The organism is Vibrio sp. sp1, from assembly GCF_016920955.1.
GTDB classification, from domain to species: Bacteria; Pseudomonadota; Gammaproteobacteria; order Enterobacterales; family Vibrionaceae; genus Vibrio; species Vibrio alginolyticus.
Genome location: NZ_CP060589.1, coordinates 187699 through 206197 on the forward strand (window position 1 = coordinate 187699; position 18499 = coordinate 206197).

At 44.6% G+C, this 18499-nt stretch carries 16 protein-coding genes, 4 tRNA genes and 1 other annotated feature; of the genes, 9 read left to right on the forward strand and 11 right to left on the reverse strand.

The genetic code is table 11. From position 1 onward, the window contains the following. Positions 1-709 precede the first annotated feature (709 nt). From H9L11_RS00925 to uvrY, 7 genes are all read right to left on the reverse strand, one after another. A tRNA-Gly gene (locus tag H9L11_RS00925) sits at positions 710-785 on the reverse strand. A gap of 13 nt (positions 786-798) precedes the next feature. Continuing rightward, a tRNA-Leu gene (locus H9L11_RS00930) sits at positions 799-885 on the reverse strand. 78 nt (positions 886-963) lie between these two features. Continuing rightward, positions 964-1039 (reverse strand) — tRNA-Gly (locus H9L11_RS00935). Between the two features lie 37 nt (positions 1040-1076). Further along, positions 1077-1150 (reverse strand) — tRNA-Cys (locus H9L11_RS00940). Positions 1151-1612: 462 nt separating this feature from the next. Then, entirely contained in the window at positions 1613-2170 is a 558-nt protein-coding gene (gene pgsA, locus H9L11_RS00945; RefSeq protein ID WP_005394805.1) for a CDP-diacylglycerol--glycerol-3-phosphate 3-phosphatidyltransferase, read from the reverse strand. Between the two features lie 46 nt (positions 2171-2216). After that, entirely contained in the window at positions 2217-4049 is a 1833-nt protein-coding gene (gene uvrC / locus H9L11_RS00950) for an excinuclease ABC subunit UvrC (protein ID WP_017820475.1), read from the reverse strand. Between the two features lies 1 nt (position 4050). Further along, positions 4051-4695, reverse strand: coding sequence for a UvrY/SirA/GacA family response regulator transcription factor (uvrY, locus tag H9L11_RS00955; protein WP_005386783.1), 645 nt, complete (start codon positions 4693-4695; stop codon positions 4051-4053). Positions 4696-5122: 427 nt separating this feature from the next. Between uvrY and H9L11_RS00960 the strand changes: the two genes are divergently transcribed. After that, a complete protein-coding gene (locus H9L11_RS00960; RefSeq protein ID WP_205390931.1) occupies positions 5123-7486 on the forward strand; it encodes a DNA polymerase II in 2364 nt (787 codons plus the stop codon). On the opposite strand, the gene H9L11_RS00965 is transcribed toward H9L11_RS00960, so the two are convergent. After that, a complete protein-coding gene (locus tag H9L11_RS00965; RefSeq protein ID WP_017635724.1) occupies positions 7483-8250 on the reverse strand; it encodes an elongation factor P in 768 nt (255 codons plus the stop codon). The two genes, H9L11_RS00960 and H9L11_RS00965, sit on opposite strands and share 4 nt — an antisense overlap. A gap of 194 nt (positions 8251-8444) precedes the next feature. Between H9L11_RS00965 and yeiP the strand changes: the two genes are divergently transcribed. Continuing rightward, entirely contained in the window at positions 8445-9011 is a 567-nt protein-coding gene (yeiP, locus tag H9L11_RS00970; RefSeq protein WP_005376801.1) for an elongation factor P-like protein YeiP, read from the forward strand. A 2-nt stretch (positions 9012-9013) separates the two neighbouring features. Next, positions 9014-9334, forward strand: coding sequence for an HI1450 family dsDNA-mimic protein (locus H9L11_RS00975; protein WP_005376800.1), 321 nt, complete (start codon positions 9014-9016; stop codon positions 9332-9334). A gap of 187 nt (positions 9335-9521) precedes the next feature. Here H9L11_RS00975 and rluB read toward each other — a convergent pair whose 3' ends face one another. After that, complete coding sequence (gene rluB, locus H9L11_RS00980; RefSeq protein WP_005376798.1) at positions 9522-10460, reverse strand: 23S rRNA pseudouridine(2605) synthase RluB; 939 nt, start codon at positions 10458-10460, stop codon at positions 9522-9524. A gap of 565 nt (positions 10461-11025) precedes the next feature. Here rluB and H9L11_RS00985 point away from each other — a divergent pair. Further along, entirely contained in the window at positions 11026-11736 is a 711-nt protein-coding gene (locus tag H9L11_RS00985) for a calcium-binding protein (RefSeq protein WP_005376796.1), read from the forward strand. Positions 11737-11829: 93 nt separating this feature from the next. Here the strand turns inward: H9L11_RS00985 and H9L11_RS00990 are convergent, their stop codons facing one another. Beyond that, the gene (locus H9L11_RS00990; protein WP_005376791.1) at positions 11830-12450 is read right to left on the reverse strand and encodes an L-threonylcarbamoyladenylate synthase; all 621 of its coding nucleotides are present in this window, start codon (positions 12448-12450) and stop codon (positions 11830-11832) included. A 59-nt stretch (positions 12451-12509) separates the two neighbouring features. After that, positions 12510-13367, reverse strand: coding sequence for a PHP domain-containing protein (locus tag H9L11_RS00995; protein WP_005386777.1), 858 nt, complete (start codon positions 13365-13367; stop codon positions 12510-12512). Positions 13368-13462: 95 nt separating this feature from the next. Here H9L11_RS00995 and H9L11_RS01000 point away from each other — a divergent pair, with 95 nt between their 5' ends. From H9L11_RS01000 to trpCF, 5 genes are all read left to right on the forward strand, one after another. Continuing rightward, on the forward strand, positions 13463-13588 hold the full coding sequence (locus H9L11_RS01000) for a trp operon leader peptide (protein ID WP_005376787.1): 126 nt from the start codon (positions 13463-13465) through the stop codon (positions 13586-13588). Next, positions 13535-13638: a sequence feature (Trp leader region), on the forward strand. Its footprint overlaps the gene before it by 54 nt. A gap of 126 nt (positions 13639-13764) precedes the next feature. After that, on the forward strand, positions 13765-15330 hold the full coding sequence (locus H9L11_RS01005; protein WP_025767265.1) for an anthranilate synthase component 1: 1566 nt from the start codon (positions 13765-13767) through the stop codon (positions 15328-15330). 16 nt (positions 15331-15346) lie between these two features. After that, a complete protein-coding gene (locus H9L11_RS01010) occupies positions 15347-15955 on the forward strand; it encodes an aminodeoxychorismate/anthranilate synthase component II (protein ID WP_132936805.1) in 609 nt (202 codons plus the stop codon). 37 nt (positions 15956-15992) lie between these two features. Continuing rightward, on the forward strand, positions 15993-17003 hold the full coding sequence (gene trpD / locus H9L11_RS01015) for an anthranilate phosphoribosyltransferase (protein WP_009700797.1): 1011 nt from the start codon (positions 15993-15995) through the stop codon (positions 17001-17003). Positions 17004-17016: 13 nt separating this feature from the next. Next, positions 17017-18456: a bifunctional indole-3-glycerol-phosphate synthase TrpC/phosphoribosylanthranilate isomerase TrpF gene (gene trpCF / locus H9L11_RS01020; RefSeq protein ID WP_205390932.1), complete on the forward strand. Its 1440-nt coding sequence runs from the start codon at positions 17017-17019 to the stop codon at positions 18454-18456. Positions 18457-18499: the final 43 nt, after the last annotated feature.

Below are 18499 nucleotides of genomic sequence, written 5' to 3' on the forward strand. Positions count from 1 at the left end.
TAAAACAGGACATTTCGGCAGTATGAAGCTGATTAGTGTGTGTTTATTCAAAGGTTTCAATGTTGGGTTTCCCATTAATATGCCGCGTTTACAGCATTAGTATCCCGTCTATCGACAAAAGGCTTTGCCGATACCTACCCTACGCAGTGTCACAATCAGCTTGAATGGTCACTACGCGTATCCCCCAGAGATCAAACGTTGTTAATTACGCTCCGAGATTGCGCGCGAATTTATCACAAAATAAAATCTTCTGGCAACGATTTTTCATATTAGTAACAGTGATGTAAATCACAACAAAACATACCCCATTGCAACTCACATGTTCATATTCATGAGCTATGCTTTTCTGCTTCTCTCAAATAGCTGTTATTTAAACAAATATTCTTGAGATATCATCACCTCATCTAAACAGAGGTTTAAGGTTGTGCTGCTTAATCGTAAAACATTCCTTTCTATATCCGGAACATTTAAAAAGATAGCATTCTCGTCACAGCTTTGCCTGGAGTAAGAGTGGTTATTCACCACAAGTGATGGTTTAAACATAGACTAGTAGGAATAGCTAAGATGTTTTGCAATGGCAGAATTAACAATCACTTGAGTCAATGAGACAAAGGGTTCGCTACTTAACGAAGTCTGTGACAGAAAAGAAGTTTGAGATTTTCAAAAAAATACGAAAAAGGCCTAACATTTTCATGTTAGGCCTTAAATCTGGAGCGACACACGAGGTTCGAACTCGTGACCTCAACCTTGGCAAGGTTGCGCTCTACCAACTGAGCTAGTGTCGCATTTAATATGAGATGGTGCCCCGGGCCGGACTTGAACCGGCACAACGCGAACGTCGAGGGATTTTAAATCCCTTGTGTCTACCAATTCCACCACCAGGGCACACAAATATTCTTTGTGATGCCTTTACAGAAAAGTAAAACACCATCTGATACCGCTAAATGCCATATCAATAAAATTTGGAGCGACACACGAGGTTCGAACTCGTGACCTCAACCTTGGCAAGGTTGCGCTCTACCAACTGAGCTAGTGTCGCATTTATTCTCGAAAGCCATTCACTCTCAAAAGAATAATGGAGGCGCCTCCCGGAGTCGAACCGAGGTCCACGGATTTGCAATCCGCTGCATAGCCACTCTGCCAAGGCGCCTCATTTGTGAATAAAGCTAAGCTTTTTCACCACCCTTTTGAGCCGTGCTCTCCTGGGTACGGGATGCATTCTACGGATTCGAGCGATCGAGTCAACACTATTTTTATTTTTTTAAATCGTTTGACTAGAATTTGTGCGAAAGACGATGGATTGCTTAGTTTTAATACTAAAAATCGCTTAAATACACTTGTTTATCATAAAACTTTGGCTACGCCTTACACTGCTGGCCGTGCGTTGCGTGCATTGAAGTATTAATAATCAGAAGACTCGCCTCTCTAAGACTCTCCAAGGACAAAAACAAGACTTAGATCACAAATGGAACTCTATCGAAGCAAAAGCCCCAGATACAAATTGTAAGCATGGCCGTTAGCAAGCATTGAAAAGCGAGAGAAGCAAAAAATGCTGTAGATTGTCTTAGATACAAAAAAGCAGGCTATTAAGCCTGCTTTCTAACATCAGAATTTAATGGTGCTCTTCATTCAACAGATCGTCTTTCGCAGCAGCCAAATATTGAATCATTGACCAATATGTCAAGAAAGTTGCCACATACAAGGCCGCAAAGCCTAGCCAAACCATCCATTCATCGTAACGCCATATCAACACCCATAAGGCGAACATTTGCGAAACAGTTTTTACTTTGCCAACCCAAGATACCGCAACACTCGCTCGCTTACCGATTTCAGCCATCCATTCTCGCAATGCTGAGATAATGATTTCTCGCGCAATCATCGTTACCGCAGGAATGGTCACCCAAATTGAATGATAATGTTCCGTGATTAGAATCAATGCCGTTGCCACTAGCACTTTATCAGCGACAGGATCAATAAACGCGCCAAAACGAGAAGTTTGGCCAAGTTTACGGGCCAACATGCCGTCAAGCCAGTCAGTAAAACCCGCTACCCAAAACACCATTGCTGCTGCAAACGGTGCCCATGAATAAGGTAGATAAAAGACAACCACAAAAACAGGGATTAGGAACAGTCTAAGAAGAGACAGAATGTTCGGGATATTCAAACGCATTTTATTATTCTCTTACACATTGCGGCTTAATGTTGCGCGATTTTCCTTATTGTTTCAATGCTTGGAAAATAATTTCTGCTAAAGAGTGACTTATTCCCGGTACTTTGGCGATTTCTTCGACACTTGCACGTTTAAGTTCTTGTAACCCACCCATGTACTTGAGTAACGCCTGACGTCGTTTAGGGCCGATTCCCTCAATCCCTTCGAGTGCACTCGTACGTCTGGTTTTACCTCGCTTAGCACGGTGCCCCGCTATAGCATGGTTATGGCTTTCATCACGAATATGTTGGATAAGATGCAGCGCAGGAGCATCGCTTGGTAAATGAAACTCGTCCCCATCGACTGTAATCAGCGTTTCTAAACCTGGTTTGCGAGTAACGCCTTTTGCAATACCAATCATGATAGGACGCTTTGGCCAATCCCCCCAGTACTGCGAAATGATGTCATGCGCACGATTTAACTGACCTTTACCGCCATCGATAAAGATGATGTCGGGAATTTTCTCTACGTCCAATTGCTTCGAATAACGGCGCTCCAACGCTTGTCCCATTGCTGCGTAATCATCACCACCGGTAATCCCAGTAATGTTGTAGCGACGATACTCTTGCTTAACGGGGCCTTCATTGTTGAACACCACACATGACGCAATCGTGCTTTCCCCCATCGTATGGGAGATATCAAAACATTCCATTCGAGCTATAGACTCCAAATTCAATGTTTCGCGAAGCGCATGAAAACGCTGATTAATCGTCATTTTGTGATTGATTTTGGTGGTAATCGCCGTTAGTGCATTAGTGTTCGAAAGCTTGAGATACCTTGCTCGAGAGCCAGTTGGCGACGTATGAAAATGAACCTTACGGCCTGCCACTTCACTTAACGCTTTCTGTATTGGCGCAATATCTTCTGCCAACTCTTGATTCAAAATAATACGAGAAGGAATTGTACGTGCTTCGTTATGGCTCAAATAGTATTGAGTCAGAAAACTATCGAACACTTCCTGCTGGCTTGTATTTTGTGGGATTTTCGGAAAATGGCTACGGCTACCAAGCACTTTGCCTTGGCGTATCATCAGGATATGGATACACGCGATACCATTCTCCTGAGCAAACCCGAGTACATCCATATCATCCATGCTGTCTTCTGAGACGTACTGCTGCTCTTGAACACGCCTAATCGCTTGGATTTGATCGCGAAATTTAGCGGCATCTTCAAAGCGCAATTGCTGACTGGCAACTTCCATTTTCTCAATCAACTGTTTGAGTACTTGCTGATCTTTGCCTTGCAAAAACATGCGCACAAAGCCAACCAACTCTGCATATTCTTCATCAGAAATGATGGTATTAACGCATGGTCCTGCACAACGACCAATTTGGTACATCAAACATGGGCGCGTTCGGTTGGAATAGACAGTGTCTTCACACTGGCGCACAGGAAATATCTTTTGCAGCAAATGCAATGTTTCTCTTACTGCACCAGAATCTGGGTAGGGGCCAAAATATTCACCTTTGCGCTTCTTGGCGCCACGGTGGATAGAAAGCCGTGGGTGCTTATGACCGCTAATAAAGATATAAGGGTAAGACTTATCATCTCGCAGCAACACATTGTATTTCGGTAAATACTGCTTGATGTAGTTATGCTCTAGGATCAGCGCTTCTGTCTCAGTGTGAGTCACCGTGACGTCTATTTTGGCGATATTACTGACAAGCGCGCGAGTTTTCTCACTGTCTACTTTTTTCCGAAAGTAGCTTGAAAGGCGCTTTTTAAGGTCTTTGGCTTTACCTACGTAGATTACAACAGCTTCGGCGTTGTACATTCTGTAAACGCCGGGCTGATGAGTTACTGTCTTGAGAAAGGAAGCCGAATCGAAAGGAGGATTCACGCTAAAGGGTCTCGGTGTCCAGCATTCCGTGGCGAATCGCTAAGTGAGTTAACTCAACGTCACCATTAATGTCCAATTTACTAAAGAGTCGGTAGCGATAGCTGTTGACTGTCTTTGGACTTAAATTAAGTTGCTCAGAAATATCCGTTACCTTTTGGCCTTTGGTGATCATAAGCATGATCTGCAATTCACGTTCGGATAAGTCTTTAAAAGGGTTCTCAGAGGCTGGAGAAAATTGACTCAATGCCATCTGCTGCGCAATCTCTGGCGAGATGTAACGCTGCCCACTATTAACTACACGAATCGCATTCACCATTTCGTCAGGGCCAGCACCTTTGGTTAAATAACCAGACGCACCTGCCTGCATCACCTTGGTTGGAAACGGGTTTTCTGTATGAACGGTAAGTACGATGATTTTCACATCAGGATTCACGCGAAGAATTTTTTTAGTGGCTTCCAAGCCGCCAATTCCTGGCATGTTCATGTCCATTAAAACGACGTCAGCATGATTACTGCGACACCATTTTACTGCATCTTCACCGCTGTCAGCTTCTCCTGCTACGTTCATTCCACGGACGTCTTCAATAATACGTCGTATCCCTGTGCGAACCAGCTCGTGATCATCTACAAGGAAAACATTTATCAAACTTGTATCTCCACACTTTGTATTGGTTCTGCACCCACATAACCATTATTTGTTAAATGTGGATATCAGTATGACTGCCTATATACTAACGTAATCGACAAAAAATTGCTTTCTATGAATATGTGCTGAAACGCAAACTTTAGCAAGAACTTATTCATAAACCACTCTATTATTTTAGAGCGTGATGAGCAGAACCGAAATCTAAGAAAAGACAATTAACAACATTAAGTACAATAAATCAAGTAACTAGGTTTCATATTGCCCAGAGAAACACGCTATAACTTAAAATGACACTGTCCCTCTTGCACCAAAGACTAACTTGTAATCACTAATTCCAGCAAAAATTTGAGACGCTTTCTTTACTGGTTATTTTTACAGTTCTTAGTGTTAAACTAACGTTCTTCAAGTTTTCTAAGGTTTCTCACATTTGAATATTCAACAAGGCTTCCTGCTAACTCGACATGCACGAGACATCAAAGGTCAAACTCAAATCGAGCTGTGGCTTTCGACAGAAGCAGGCCCTACTCAGTTACTTATTAATGGTGAGAAGCCAGTATTTTTCATCGCTCAGAAACACTCAGAGCAAGCAAAGACACTCGCACGAGAAAAAAACATATTCGTCGACATCCGCCTTTTGGATCTCAAAACGTTTGAACATACGCCTCTTGCTGCCTGCTATACCAATGTAACCAGAGACACTCTCGCACTCAAAGACACATTCGCTCAAAAAGATATCACTACGTATGAAAGTGATATTCGCCTCGCCGATCGCTACCTAATGGAACGTTTTATCAAAGGCAGTATCGAGTTTACAGGCAATGTGACTCGCACCAATGGCTACCAACACGTCCAGAGCGCAAAATGCCGTGCGGGGCAATATGAGCCGAAGTTAAACGTTGTCTCGTTAGATCTAGAATGCTCTGAGAAAGGCATTCTTTACTCAATCGGATTAGACAGCGTCATGGATTCCCGCGTTATAATGATCGGAGAACCAGAACCTTCGGAGACACCGATACAATGGGTTAAGGATGAAAAAGCGCTTCTAGAAGCACTCATCGTTTGGTTTAAACAATTCGACCCCGATGTCATTGTCGGTTGGAACGTCATTGATTTTGACTTTCGTCTGCTACACAAACGAGCAGAATGGCACAACATGAAGCTAATGCTTGGTAGAGCAGACCAAGCCAGCTTTTTCAGAAGTTCATCTCAAAGCCAACAAGGGTTTATTTCCATTCCAGGGCGAGTTGTAATGGACGGTATCGATACGTTAAAAACGGCGACTTATCACTTTCGGTCTTGGTCATTAGAGTCTGTATCTCAAGAACTCTTAGGGGAAGGGAAAGAAATCCACAACGTTCATGACCGCATGGATGAGATCAATCGTATGTACCGCTCCGACAAACCATCGCTGGCTAAATATAATTTACAAGACTGCGTGTTAGTGAATAAGATTTTCAATCACACTCACCTGCTAGACTTTGCAATAGAGCGCTCTCGTCTCACTGGTGTCGAACTGGATCGTGTCGGCGGTTCGGTTGCAGCATTCACAAACCTATACATGCCTCAGATACACCGAGCAGGCTACGTTGCTCCGAACCTACACCCTGAAAATTGGATTGCCAGCCCCGGAGGTTACGTGATGGACTCCATCCCTAACCTATATGATTCTGTTTTAGTATTGGATTTTAAGAGTCTATATCCATCGATTATTCGCTCTTTCTTGATTGATCCTATGGGTTTAGTTGAGGGGTTATTGCTCGATATTGGAAAAGAAGAAAATCAGGCTGTACCTGGCTTTCGCGGTGGGCAGTTCCATCGTACGAAACACTTTTTACCAGAAATGATTGAAAAGCTTTGGGCAGCACGTGATGTTGCAAAGAAGAACAATGAAAAAGCTTTTTCTCAGGCAATCAAAATCATCATGAACTCCTTTTATGGCGTACTGGGCTCATCGGGATGTCGTTTCTTTGATACTCGGTTAGCTTCTAGTATTACCATGCGCGGACATGAAATCATGAAGCAAACTAAGGTGCTGATTGAGGAGCAAGGATATCAAGTGATTTACGGCGATACGGATTCCACATTCGTGTCGTTGAATCGACCATACAGTCAAGTAGAAGCTGACGCTGTTGGAAATCAATTAGTTGATTACATCAACTCTTGGTGGCAAAAACACCTGCGTTCTGAGTACAACCTAACATCTATGTTGGAAATCGAGTATGAAACCCATTATCGCAGATTCCTTATGCCAACGATTCGTGGCGCGGAAACTGGCTCGAAAAAGCGCTATGCGGGTTTAATCGGTGAAGGAGAGCAAGAACGGATTGTATTTAAAGGGTTAGAAAGTGCCCGTACTGACTGGACCTCGTTAGCACAGAAATTTCAAAATACACTCTATAGCATGATTTTCCATGGTGAAGATCCAAGCGACTATGTCCGAGAGATGGTTGAGAAAACTAACAACGGTGAATTTGATGAACAGTTGGTGTATCAAAAGCGACTGCGAAGAAAACTGCATGAGTATCAGAAGAACGTCCCGCCACAAGTGCGTGCAGCTCGTTTAGCCGATGAGATAAATGCCAAGCTTGGCCGCCCATTACAGTATCAAAACAAAGGGCGAATTGAATACATTATTACCGTGAACGGCCCTGAACCTTATGAGTACCTCAATAGCCCGATTGATTATCAACATTACATTGATAAACAACTCAAACCCGTTGCGGATGCGATTCTCCCTTTCATTGGGACGGACTTTGACAGGCTTTCAGCGCCACAAATGGGGTTGTTTTAGCCGATACGAAACTCTGTTTTCTGGTACTGTTTGACTAACCAATCACCAAACGCATCAATTAGCCCGATAACAGAACGCTTGGGAATACCCCGGCCAGAAAGTAAAATTTCTAGCCGCTCGATCTCAAGCTGCTTTTCAGGATGATAAGTTAAGAATACCTTGCCACATTGTATAGGGTCATCAAACCAACGTTTATCTCGATACATCACCAAAGAGTATGACGCTCTTAGTAACTTTTTTGCAATCACGCGCTGGGCGGCCACCTGCTCTTCTATCGTCTTCGCTTGTACGATTTTTTTGCGATACACCGTAATCCAATCTTCCACATCCATATTCCAGTGCTTAGCAATTTCCCAACTTGGGACGTAATCACCGAAGCAGTCTGCTAGATCATCACCATAAACACAGACACAGCAATGCTTAAGCATAAAGCCCCAAGTAAAAATACTATCTAAATTAGCCACTTCGCTCACTAAGGCTGTACGGACCGATACACCATTAACGTGAGGGTAACTCTGCTGCGCACGCCACTTAATTGTGTTGAGCAAAGTCGCGCGATTGTGCTCAAAGGATGATTGAGTAACGACAACCAAGTCTAAGTTCGACTTCCCAACGATCGCTGTTTTGCGAGCAACACTACCGTATACATAAACGCTGTGTAAGTTTTGCCCCAGTCCACCTTTGAGACAAGCGGTGACTTCCCTAATTAAAGGCGCAAACTCTGGTTGAAATGGTTGTTTAGGATCGATAACAGGCAGAGACATGACTTAAAACGTGTTCTCAGATGGTTCAAGAAGTTGGACTATATGTTCTCTTAGCCGACTCACTGAATCAAGTCCATTCAGGTGTTTAGTCATGGGAGTAACAACAAATTTCTGCAATGAATTTTAATGCTAGGCGGCTAACTTAGCGCTATAATCACCGAGTTTTGCTTAATAAGTATGAATAGGAATATACAATGCCAAAGGCAAGTGAAATCAAAAAAGGCTTCGCAATCGAGTCTAATGGTAAAACTCTTCTAGTTAAAGACATCGAAGTAACGACTCCTGGCGGTCGTGGCGGCGCTAAAATCTACAAAATGCGTTGTACAGATCTAAACACGGGCGCACGTGTAGATGAGCGTTACAAGTCTGATGACGTTGTTGAAACGGTAGAAATGAACAAACGTGCAGTTGTGTACTCATACGCTGACGGAGATGAGCACATCTTCATGGATAACGAAGACTACTCACAATACACATTCAAGCACAATGAAGTTGAAGACGACATGCTGTTCATCAACGAAGATACACAAGGTATCCACATTATCCTTGTTAACGGTGCTGCAGTGGGTATTGAACTACCATCTTCTGTTGAGCTAGTGATTGAAGAAACTGACCCTTCAATCAAAGGTGCTTCTGCATCTGCTCGTACTAAACCAGCACGCTTCGCTTCAGGTCTTGTCATCCAGGTTCCTGAGTACATTGCAACTGGTGACCGTGTTATCATTAACACAGCTGAACGTAAATACATGAGCCGAGCATAAGCATGTCTGATTTGATTTCTTACGACGACGTCATCGACGCAGCGTACGACATTTTCCTTGAGATGGCTCCAGATAACCTAGAGCCTGCTGACGTGATTCTGTTTACTGCGCAATTTGAAGATCGTGGTGCCGCAGAACTTGTTGAAACCGGTGATGACTGGGTTGAACATGTTGGCTTCGAGATCGACAAAGAAGTATATGCAGAGGTTCGTATCGGCCTAGTAAATGAGGAAAATGACGTTCTTGATGACGTATTTGCTCGTATGCTAATCAGCCGAGACCCTGAACATAAGTTCTGCCATATGCTTTGGAAACGCGATTAACGTTTCTTCATCATGAACAAAGATACCAGCCTAGTGCTGGTATTTTTTTATCTGCTGTTTTTGTTTAGCTGAGATATTTGTTTATCCAAAACACCCTGCTCTATATCGGCTTTAGATCCTTTTGTTATGTAACAGATAAGAAAAAGGCTTGCCGAATTGGCAAGCCTTTCTGATGTTTTGCTATCGATTAACGATGCTTGTTGCGTGCGCCTTGGTCACCAGCAGTCTTCTTCGGCTTACGACGAGAAGGGTTGTTGCTGCGACCTTTTGGTGTGTTAACACGCTCTTCATGGCGCTTAACTGCGCGACGAATTTTTTGGCTGCGTGCACGCTCACGTTTGCGTGACGTGTTGTCTTTGTTCAGATCAAGCATGGTTTCTTTCTCTGGACGAAGCTCTACAAGCTCACGCAAGTAGTTTACTTCTTTCAGGTCAAGCTCCATCCAACCGCCACGAGGCAGTTTCTTGTCTAAGAAGATGTCGCCGTAACGAACACGTTTCAGACGGCTAACGGTACACTCTTGCGATTCCCATAGTCGACGAACTTCGCGGTTACGACCTTCGTTGATAACAACGTAAAACGTGTGGTTCATGCCTTCACCACCCGCGTAAACAACATCTTCAAAGCGAGCTAAACCGTCTTCCAGTTCAACACCTTTTACTAGATTACGAACTTTCTGTTCAGTTACTTCACCGAACACACGTACTAGGTATTCACGTTCAACTTGGCGGCTTGGGTGCATTAAGCGGTTCGCCAGTTCACCATCCGTTGTGAAAAGTAGAAGACCAGAAGTGTTCGCATCCAGACGACCAACTGAAATCCAACGAGAGCCACGAATTTTTGGCAGACGATCAAAAACAGTACGACGACCTTCTGGATCGTGACGAGTACACAGTTCACCCTCAGGTTTGTAGTACGCAAGTACACGACAAATCACTTCTTCTTGAATCTTTGCAGAGACAATGTGACCATCGATACGAACTACGCTGCTCTCGTCTTCAAGTCTTTCACCAAGCTTAGCGACTACACCGTTCACGCTAACGCGACCAGATTTAATTAACGATTCAATCTCACGACGAGAACCGTGACCAGCACGTGCTAATACTTTTTGTAACTTTTCGCTCATTTATCTACCTATGTGTCGTCTTCACAGACGTCTAGACCAGGATTGGTCTGTATTTTGCTATTTACCCATTTCAGTGGGATTTTTCGGTCGGACATTATACGTAACTTTCTTAGTTAATGTAAGCTAAATCGGCGCCATTCTCCACACCAAAATTCACTTCAAAAATGACCGAAATATTTGTCCTATTCTGCAACTTTTTTACTACTTAAAGCAGGCATTGCTCAACGAGAATCCCACTAATATCGGTCTTCCTGAACCACTTTAACCACGCGGTACCTGATAAAATTGTCAGGGTTACAACAATAACCACTTGGGGTGTGTTTACTGTTCGTATTGCTAGAAAGCAACGAAAAATAAGCCGTCCCTGTTTGCTGCTAAGTAATACCAATCACCGCAGACAATGAGCGCTCATAGCAAAGCAAGGTCGTGGGTAACAAGACAAAAATTGTCTTTAAGTCATTAGTTCACATCAAAAATAACACTAATGCTATCGTGTACTCTGACTCACTAGGTTCGCTCTGCACTCTCGGCGATTGGCATAAATCAGACAAAAAGGAATAGAACAATGTCTATGCTAAATCTCGACCTAAATTGGATTTTTGGGACATCTCAAGATGACGATATGACAGGCACAAAAGGCTCTGAAACAACCGATATTTTCTTCGGCTTCTGTGGTGATGATAAGTTTGTAGGATACGGAGGTAATGATATTGTCTTCGGTGGCTGGGGAGACGATACCTTGCTTGGTGGCCGAGGTAACGACTTTGTTTCTGGCGGCTTTGGAAACGATTTCCTATCCGGCGGATTAGGAAACGACAAACTCTTTGGTGGCTGTGGCGACGACACAATTTTTGATTATTCAGGCAACAACTACTTGAGTGGTGGCTGGGGTAACGACACACTCGTTGTTGGTGATGGTGAATCAGTACTGAGCGGTGGCTGTGGAGACGACACCTTCGTGCTTACAAACCGCCTGGCTATTGGTGTACCTGATCAGCCAGTATCTTCCAACGATATTGATGTCAAAGCCGACATTGTCGATTTTAATATTTTCCATGACAAACTTGTCTTTGATATGGGCCGAGACACTGATAACGATGGCATTCGAGATACGTTCTTGGATTCAGCGGATGATCTGACTTTATCTTACAATGAATGTGGCTGGGCAGTATTCTCAAGTGATGAATACAATGTTGAAGTGACACTAAACGGTGTGAGCTCTGCATACATCAACTATGCAGAACAAAATGGTATCGACATTTTCGATTTCGCTTAACCTCAATCAGTTAAGTTCAATGAGATATTCGATATGACAACTAAAATAGGAGGCGCGATGCCTCCTATTTTGTTTGACGGTGGTGTGCGTCTACTATTCGAATGGTGCAGGGTCACCAGATCCCAAACGAACCACAACAGGTTCACCTTCGCTAAAGTCAATTACAGTCGTAGGTTGTTCACCTAGGTAACCGCCATTAAGAATCACATCAACCGCATGTTCTAGTTTATCGCGAATATCCTCTGGATCAGATTCTGTTACGTCACTGCCAGGTAGAATCAACGACGTAGACATCATCGGCTCACCTAATGCTTCCAACAAGTCCAAGGCAATTTGATTGTCTGGAACACGGATACCGATGGTCTTACGTTTTGCATTCATCAAACGACGCGGCACCTCTTTTGTGCCTTTGAAGATGAAGGTGTAAGGACCTGGTGTGTTATTTTTCAGCAGTCGGAATGCAGAGTTATCCACTCGCGCATAGAGAGAAAGCTCCGACAAATCACGACACAGTAAAGTAAAGTTATGCTTATCATCCAGACGACGAATCTGACAGATTCGTTCCAGTGCCTGTTTGTTCTCCAACTGACAGCCAAGTGCGTACCCTGAATCAGTAGGGTAAACCACAACGCCGCCGTTACGAATGATTGCTACTGCTTGATTAATCAAGCGAGCCTGTGGGTTTTCTGGGTGAACGTAAAAAAACTGGCTCATTGTAATTCCTCATTATCGAGCCTCTCGGCTCTATATTTTTATGGGTTCTCGACTTCGTATTACTGAGTATTATTCAACGAAGGATCTATTCCCCAATCTTTCCAAACTGGTTCGACGCCAGCAGGCAACCATAGGTTCCTTCCTAGCTCCATCCACGGTGATGGGTAGTGAAAATCACTGCCTTGAGAGGCTAATAGTTTGTATTGTATAGCATAATCAGCCAAGTTGCGCCTTTCTTGTTGCGCTTGCTGTGGCTGTGCAACTTCCATCGCATCACCACCCGCTTCGACAAACGCTGCTAGAAGACGCTTAATCCACTTCGCTGTCAACTTATATCTACCAGGATGCGCTAATACCGCCATTCCACCAGCCGCATGGATAGCATCAACCGCATCCTTCATCGAACACCAATTCGGTGGTACATAACCTGGGTTATTACGCGTTAGGTATTTTTTAAACACCATTTGCATGGTTTTTGCGTAACCATTATCTACCAACCATTTCGCGAAATGCGCTCTTGTCACTGGAGCATCACCGGCGATTTGCCTTACCTCTTCAAGCACACCTACTCGAGTTGCTTTTTGTAGTCGCTCTGCAATTAACTCAGATCGTGTTATGCGATGCTGCTTCTGCTGTTCTATGAGGGCAGATAATTGTTCATTTTCCGGATCGATATTCAGGCCGACAATATGAATGTCTTTGTTTTGCCAGACGGTCGATATCTCAATGCCATTGATGATTTTTATCGGCAAATTATTATCTTGAACGTATTGCTTAGCTAACGCCAAACCGTCAACCGTATCGTGATCAGTGATCGCCAAAACCTCGATATCAAAACTCAGCGCCCTTTCCACTAAATCTTTAGGCTCTAACCGACCGTCCGATGCAGTGGTGTGACTATGTAAATCAATTCTCATATTTTTATCGTTTTAATGCCGTTTTGGGGTTGACTTTTTACTCTCGCACTAGTTAACTAGTACACAAATACAAAGTACGTAATTTAAGGTTCACCATGTTACAAGAATTTAACCAAAACCAAAAAGCGAAAGTTGCGGTTTGTCTTAATAAGGCAAACTCATCAGATCTTGCTTGGTGGCGCACTTGGACTAGTTCTTGGTGGGCAAACGTATACTTCTAGTTTATAGAACCAAACGTTGTAAAGCCCGCTACTTAAGCGGGCTTTTTTGTTTTGTTGCTCATTTCACATTCAACTGCCTAAACATTAATCGAATATAGCCAACTCTAGATTGGGAGAACGTTTGCTTTATGCGACTATGTACGGCAGGAAGATTTAAACAGCTACAAGGAGGTCTTGTGAACAAGGCCATTGAAATTAAGAAACTTGGACAGCTTGAAGTGCTAACGGCTTCCGTCCCTTATACTCAAGACCCGACTCGCTTGTTCCACACACTATGTGAGAACAAAACTGACAGCCTATTGCTGGAATCTGCTGAGATCGATTCAAAGCAAAATTTAAAATCCCTGCTGATCGTAGATTCAGCGGTTCGCATTGTTTGCTTCGGCCATACCGTTAGCATGCACGCCTTGACTAATAACGGTAAAAACCTACTGTCTCACCTAAACCAGAACATCCGTGGTGACGTTGAGAGCAAGTTCGATGGCGAAACGCTAACTTTGGAGTTTAACCAGCCATGCGACACGTTAGATGAAGACTCTCGCCTACGTGAAGCCTCTTCTTTCGATGCGCTGCGTTTGGTTCAGCATAGTTTTGATATTTCACAGCAAGACAAACACGCGATTTTCCTTGGTGGTCTGTTTGCCTACGACTTAGTCGCAAACTTCGAGCCGCTTGGTAATGCCGAAGCAACAAATCAGTGTCCAGATTACGTTTTCTACGTCGCGGAAACACTACTTGTTGTCGACCATCAAACGGAATCTTGCCAGCTTCAAGCGACGTTGTTTGTTGATGGTTCAGAGAAAACAGCGTTAGAGACTCGTATTGCAGAAATTAGCGCCCAGTGTGCAGCGCCAAAACTGTTGCCGAGTGCAGAGCAAATAACAGATGTAACGGTAGAACCTAGCGTGTCTGATGCAGACTTCTGCCAAACCGTTCGCGACTTAAAAGAGTTCGTAGTGAAAGGCGATGTATTCCAAGTTGTACCGTCTCGTAGATTCACTCTACCTTGTCCTTCTCCACTGGCTGCTTATAAAGAACTGAAACAAAGTAACCCAAGCCCTTACATGTTCTACATGCAAGATGAGCTGTTCACTCTGTTTGGCGCATCACCAGAAAGCGCGCTTAAGTATGAAACCGATACCAACCAAATTGAAATCTACCCAATCGCAGGCACTCGTCGCCGCGGTAAGCGCCCTAACGGCGAGATTGATTTCGACCTAGACAGCCGCATCGAACTTGAACTGCGCACCGACATGAAAGAAAACGCAGAACACATGATGTTGGTTGACTTGGCACGTAACGACGTCGCTCGTATTGCTCAAGCTGGCACTCGCCACGTAGCAGACCTTCTAAAAGTCGACCGTTACAGCCACGTAATGCACTTGGTATCTCGTGTGGTTGGCCAACTGCGTGAAGACCTAGATGCACTGCACGCATACCAAGCTTGTATGAACATGGGTACGCTCACTGGCGCACCAAAGATTCGTGCAATGCAGTTGATTCGCGATGTAGAAGGCGCACGACGCGGTAGCTACGGCGGTGCTGTGGGTTACCTTACTGGCGAAGGTACATTAGATACTTGTATCGTGATCCGCTCAGCGTACGTTGAGAACGGCATTGCTCAAGTTCAAGCTGGTGCGGGCGTGGTGTTCGACTCTGATCCACAAGCGGAAGCAGACGAAACGCGCGGCAAAGCACAAGCGGTAATCTCTGCTATCCAAGCAGCTCATAAGTCACAATAAGGAATAGGGTTCAGAGATGGCTAATATCATTTTTATCGACAACTTTGACTCGTTCACCTACAACCTTGTGGATCAATTCCGCTCGCTAGGTCACTCAGTCAAGATTTACCGAAACAACATTCCAGCAGAAACCATTGAACAAGCGATAAACGAGCTTGAAAACCCGGTGGTTCTGCTATCGCCAGGTCCTGGCGCACCGTCAGAGGCAGGCTCAATGCCGGAGCTTATCCAACGCATGAAGGGCAAAGTGCCGATGATCGGAATTTGTCTTGGTCACCAAGCGATTGTTGAAGCATACGGCGGCACCGTTGCTGGCGCGGGCGAAATCATTCACGGTAAGGTCTCTATGATGGAGCACCAAAACCATGCGATTTACCAAAACCTACCATCACCACTTTCAATTGCACGTTACCACTCGCTGGTTGCGACCAAGGTTCCTGAGAGCCTAACCATCACAGCAGAAGTGGATGACTTGGTAATGTCTGTTGTACATGAAGAAGATAAAGTTTGCGGGTTCCAATTCCACCCGGAATCTATTATGACGACCTACGGAGCAACACTGTTGGCCAATGCCATTGAATGGGCACTTGAAGAACAAACTTCAGCGAACCCACTCACTGCTTAAAAAGCACTTGGCACATAAGAAATTTATGAGAGGAAATATGGAAGCAATCATCAACCCTATTATTACCAAACTGTATGAGCAAGAATCGCTTACTCAGGAAGAGAGCCAACAGCTATTCGACATCATTATCCGTGGTGAACTAGATCCAATTTTGATGGCGTCAGCGCTGACTGCACTAAAAATCAAAGGCGAAACGCCAGACGAAATTGCAGGCGCGGCAAAAGCACTGCTGGCAAACGCAAACCCATTCCCTCGTCCAGATTATGATTTCGCGGATATCGTAGGTACTGGCGGCGACGGTCACAACACCATCAACATTTCAACCACTGCGGCGTTTGTTGCTGCAGCATGTGGTCTAAAAGTAGCGAAACACGGCAACCGCAGCGTTTCAAGCAAATCGGGTTCTTCTGACCTTCTTGATTCATTTGGTATCAACCTAGCTATGAGCGCAGAAGATACGCGCAAAGCGGTAGACGATATTGGTGTTGCTTTCCTATTTGCACCTCAATACCACGGTGGTGTGCGCCATGCGATGCCAGTGCGTCAAACCATGAAAACACGCACCATCTTTAACATTCTTGGCCCACTGATTAACCCTGCTCGTCCTAACATCGAATTGATGGGCGTTTACAGTGAAGAACTGGTTCGTCCTATCGCAGAAACCATGCTACAAATGGGTATGAAGCGCGCCGCTGTAGTTCACGGCAGTGGCTTGGACGAAGTCGCGATTCATGGCGAAACAACGGTTGCAGAAATCAAAGACGGCAAGATCACTGAGTACACGCTAACACCAGCAGACTTCGGTCTAGAAGCGCACCCACTAGAAGCAATCAAAGGTGGCGATCCTGAAGAAAACAAAGCGATCATTACCAATATCCTGACGGGTAAAGGTACAGACGCACAATTGGGTGCAGTGGCAGTGAACGTTGCTCTGCTAATGCGTCTATTCGGCCACGAAGATTTAAAAGCCAACACGCAACAAGCGATTGAGGCAATGAATTCAGGCAAGGCGTACCAATTGGTACAACAACTTGCCGCACACGCTTAAGGAATTGAAGAACATGACTGACTTCAACACTCAGCAAGCTGACAACCTGTCTGAACACGTTTCTAAGAAAGAAGCAGAAATGGCAGAAGTACTGGCGAAAATTGTCCGCGACAAATATCAGTGGGTAGCAGACCGTAAGGTGTCTCAACCGCTAAGCACATTTCAGTCTGATTTGCTTCCATCGGACCGCAGCTTCTACGATGCTCTGAGTGGCGAAAAGACGGCATTCATCACCGAATGTAAGAAGGCATCACCTTCTAAAGGTTTGATTCGTGATCACTTCGACTTGGATTACATTGCATCGGTTTACAACAACCACGCAGATGCAATTTCAGTCCTAACAGACGAGAAATATTTCCAAGGTAATTTTGACTTTCTTCCTCAGGTAAGAGGTCAAGTCAAACAGCCCATTCTGTGTAAAGACTTCATGGTAGATACCTACCAAGTTTACCTAGCGCGTCATTACAGTGCTGATGCCGTGCTACTGATGCTTTCTGTCCTTAATGACGAAGAGTACAAAGCGCTAGAGGAAGCAGCGCACAGCCTGAACATGGGTATCTTGACCGAAGTCAGCAACGAAGAAGAGCTTCATCGTGCAGTTAAGCTAGGCGCACGCGTTATCGGCATTAATAACCGTAACCTTCGCGACCTAAGTACTGATTTGAATCGTACTAAAGAACTGGCACCGACCATTCGCGAACTGGCTCCTAACGCAACAGTAATCTCAGAATCTGGCATTTATACACATCAACAAGTTCGTGATTTAGCGGAATACGCAGACGGCTTCTTGATTGGTAGTTCACTGATGGCGGAAGACAACCTAGAGCTTGCAGTACGCAAAGTGACGCTGGGCGAAAATAAAGTCTGTGGTCTCACTCATCCAGATGACGCAGCGAAAGCGTATCAAGCTGGTGCGGTATTTGGTGGCCTGATTTTTGTCGAGAAATCGAAGCGTGCGGTCGACCTTGAGGGTGCGCGCTTAACCATGAGCGGTGCTCCGCTGAACTATGTGGGCGTTTTCCAAAATCACGATATCGATTTTGTTGCTTCTGTCGTCACCTCTTTGGGTTTAAAAGCGGTGCAACTGCACGGTCAAGAAGACCAAGCTTACGTAAACCAACTCAAAGCCGAACTGCCAGCAACGGTAGAAATTTGGAAAGCTTACGGCGTGACTGATGCCAAGCCAGAACTGCTAGCAAACAACATTGATCGCCATTTATTAGATGCGCAAGTTGGCACTCAAACTGGCGGAACTGGTCAAGTGTTCGACTGGTCACTGATCGGCGACCCAAGTCAAATTATGCTAGCGGGCGGACTGTCGCCAAAAAATGCTCAACAAGCAGCGACACTAGGTTGCTTGGGATTAGATTTAAACTCTGGTGTAGAAAGCGCACCAGGCAAAAAAGATTCACAGAAGTTGCTCGCGGCATTCACCGCTATTCGCAGCTACTAAAGCTGGATATCAGCTAAAAAATTTAAAGCTATTCGTAGCGAAA

Excerpts from the sequence above, each read along its gene's own strand:
- pgsA (WP_005394805.1), bottom strand. The coding sequence starts at position 2,170 with ATGCGTTTGAATATCCCGAACATTCTGTCTCTTCTTAGACTGTTCCTA.
- H9L11_RS00965 (WP_017635724.1), bottom strand. The coding sequence starts at position 8,250 with ATGTCTCTGCCTGTTATCGATCCTAAACAACCATTTCAACCAGAGTTT.
- yeiP (WP_005376801.1), top strand. The coding sequence starts at position 8,445 with ATGCCAAAGGCAAGTGAAATCAAAAAAGGCTTCGCAATCGAGTCTAAT.
- H9L11_RS00975 (WP_005376800.1), top strand. The coding sequence starts at position 9,014 with ATGTCTGATTTGATTTCTTACGACGACGTCATCGACGCAGCGTACGAC.
- rluB (WP_005376798.1), bottom strand. The coding sequence starts at position 10,460 with ATGAGCGAAAAGTTACAAAAAGTATTAGCACGTGCTGGTCACGGTTCT.
- H9L11_RS00985 (WP_005376796.1), top strand. The coding sequence starts at position 11,026 with ATGTCTATGCTAAATCTCGACCTAAATTGGATTTTTGGGACATCTCAA.
- H9L11_RS00990 (WP_005376791.1), bottom strand. The coding sequence starts at position 12,450 with ATGAGCCAGTTTTTTTACGTTCACCCAGAAAACCCACAGGCTCGCTTG.
- H9L11_RS00995 (WP_005386777.1), bottom strand. The coding sequence starts at position 13,367 with ATGAGAATTGATTTACATAGTCACACCACTGCATCGGACGGTCGGTTA.
- H9L11_RS01000 (WP_005376787.1), top strand. The coding sequence starts at position 13,463 with ATGTTACAAGAATTTAACCAAAACCAAAAAGCGAAAGTTGCGGTTTGT.
- H9L11_RS01010 (WP_132936805.1), top strand. The coding sequence starts at position 15,347 with ATGGCTAATATCATTTTTATCGACAACTTTGACTCGTTCACCTACAAC.
- trpD (WP_009700797.1), top strand. The coding sequence starts at position 15,993 with ATGGAAGCAATCATCAACCCTATTATTACCAAACTGTATGAGCAAGAA.
- trpCF (WP_205390932.1), top strand. The coding sequence starts at position 17,017 with ATGACTGACTTCAACACTCAGCAAGCTGACAACCTGTCTGAACACGTT.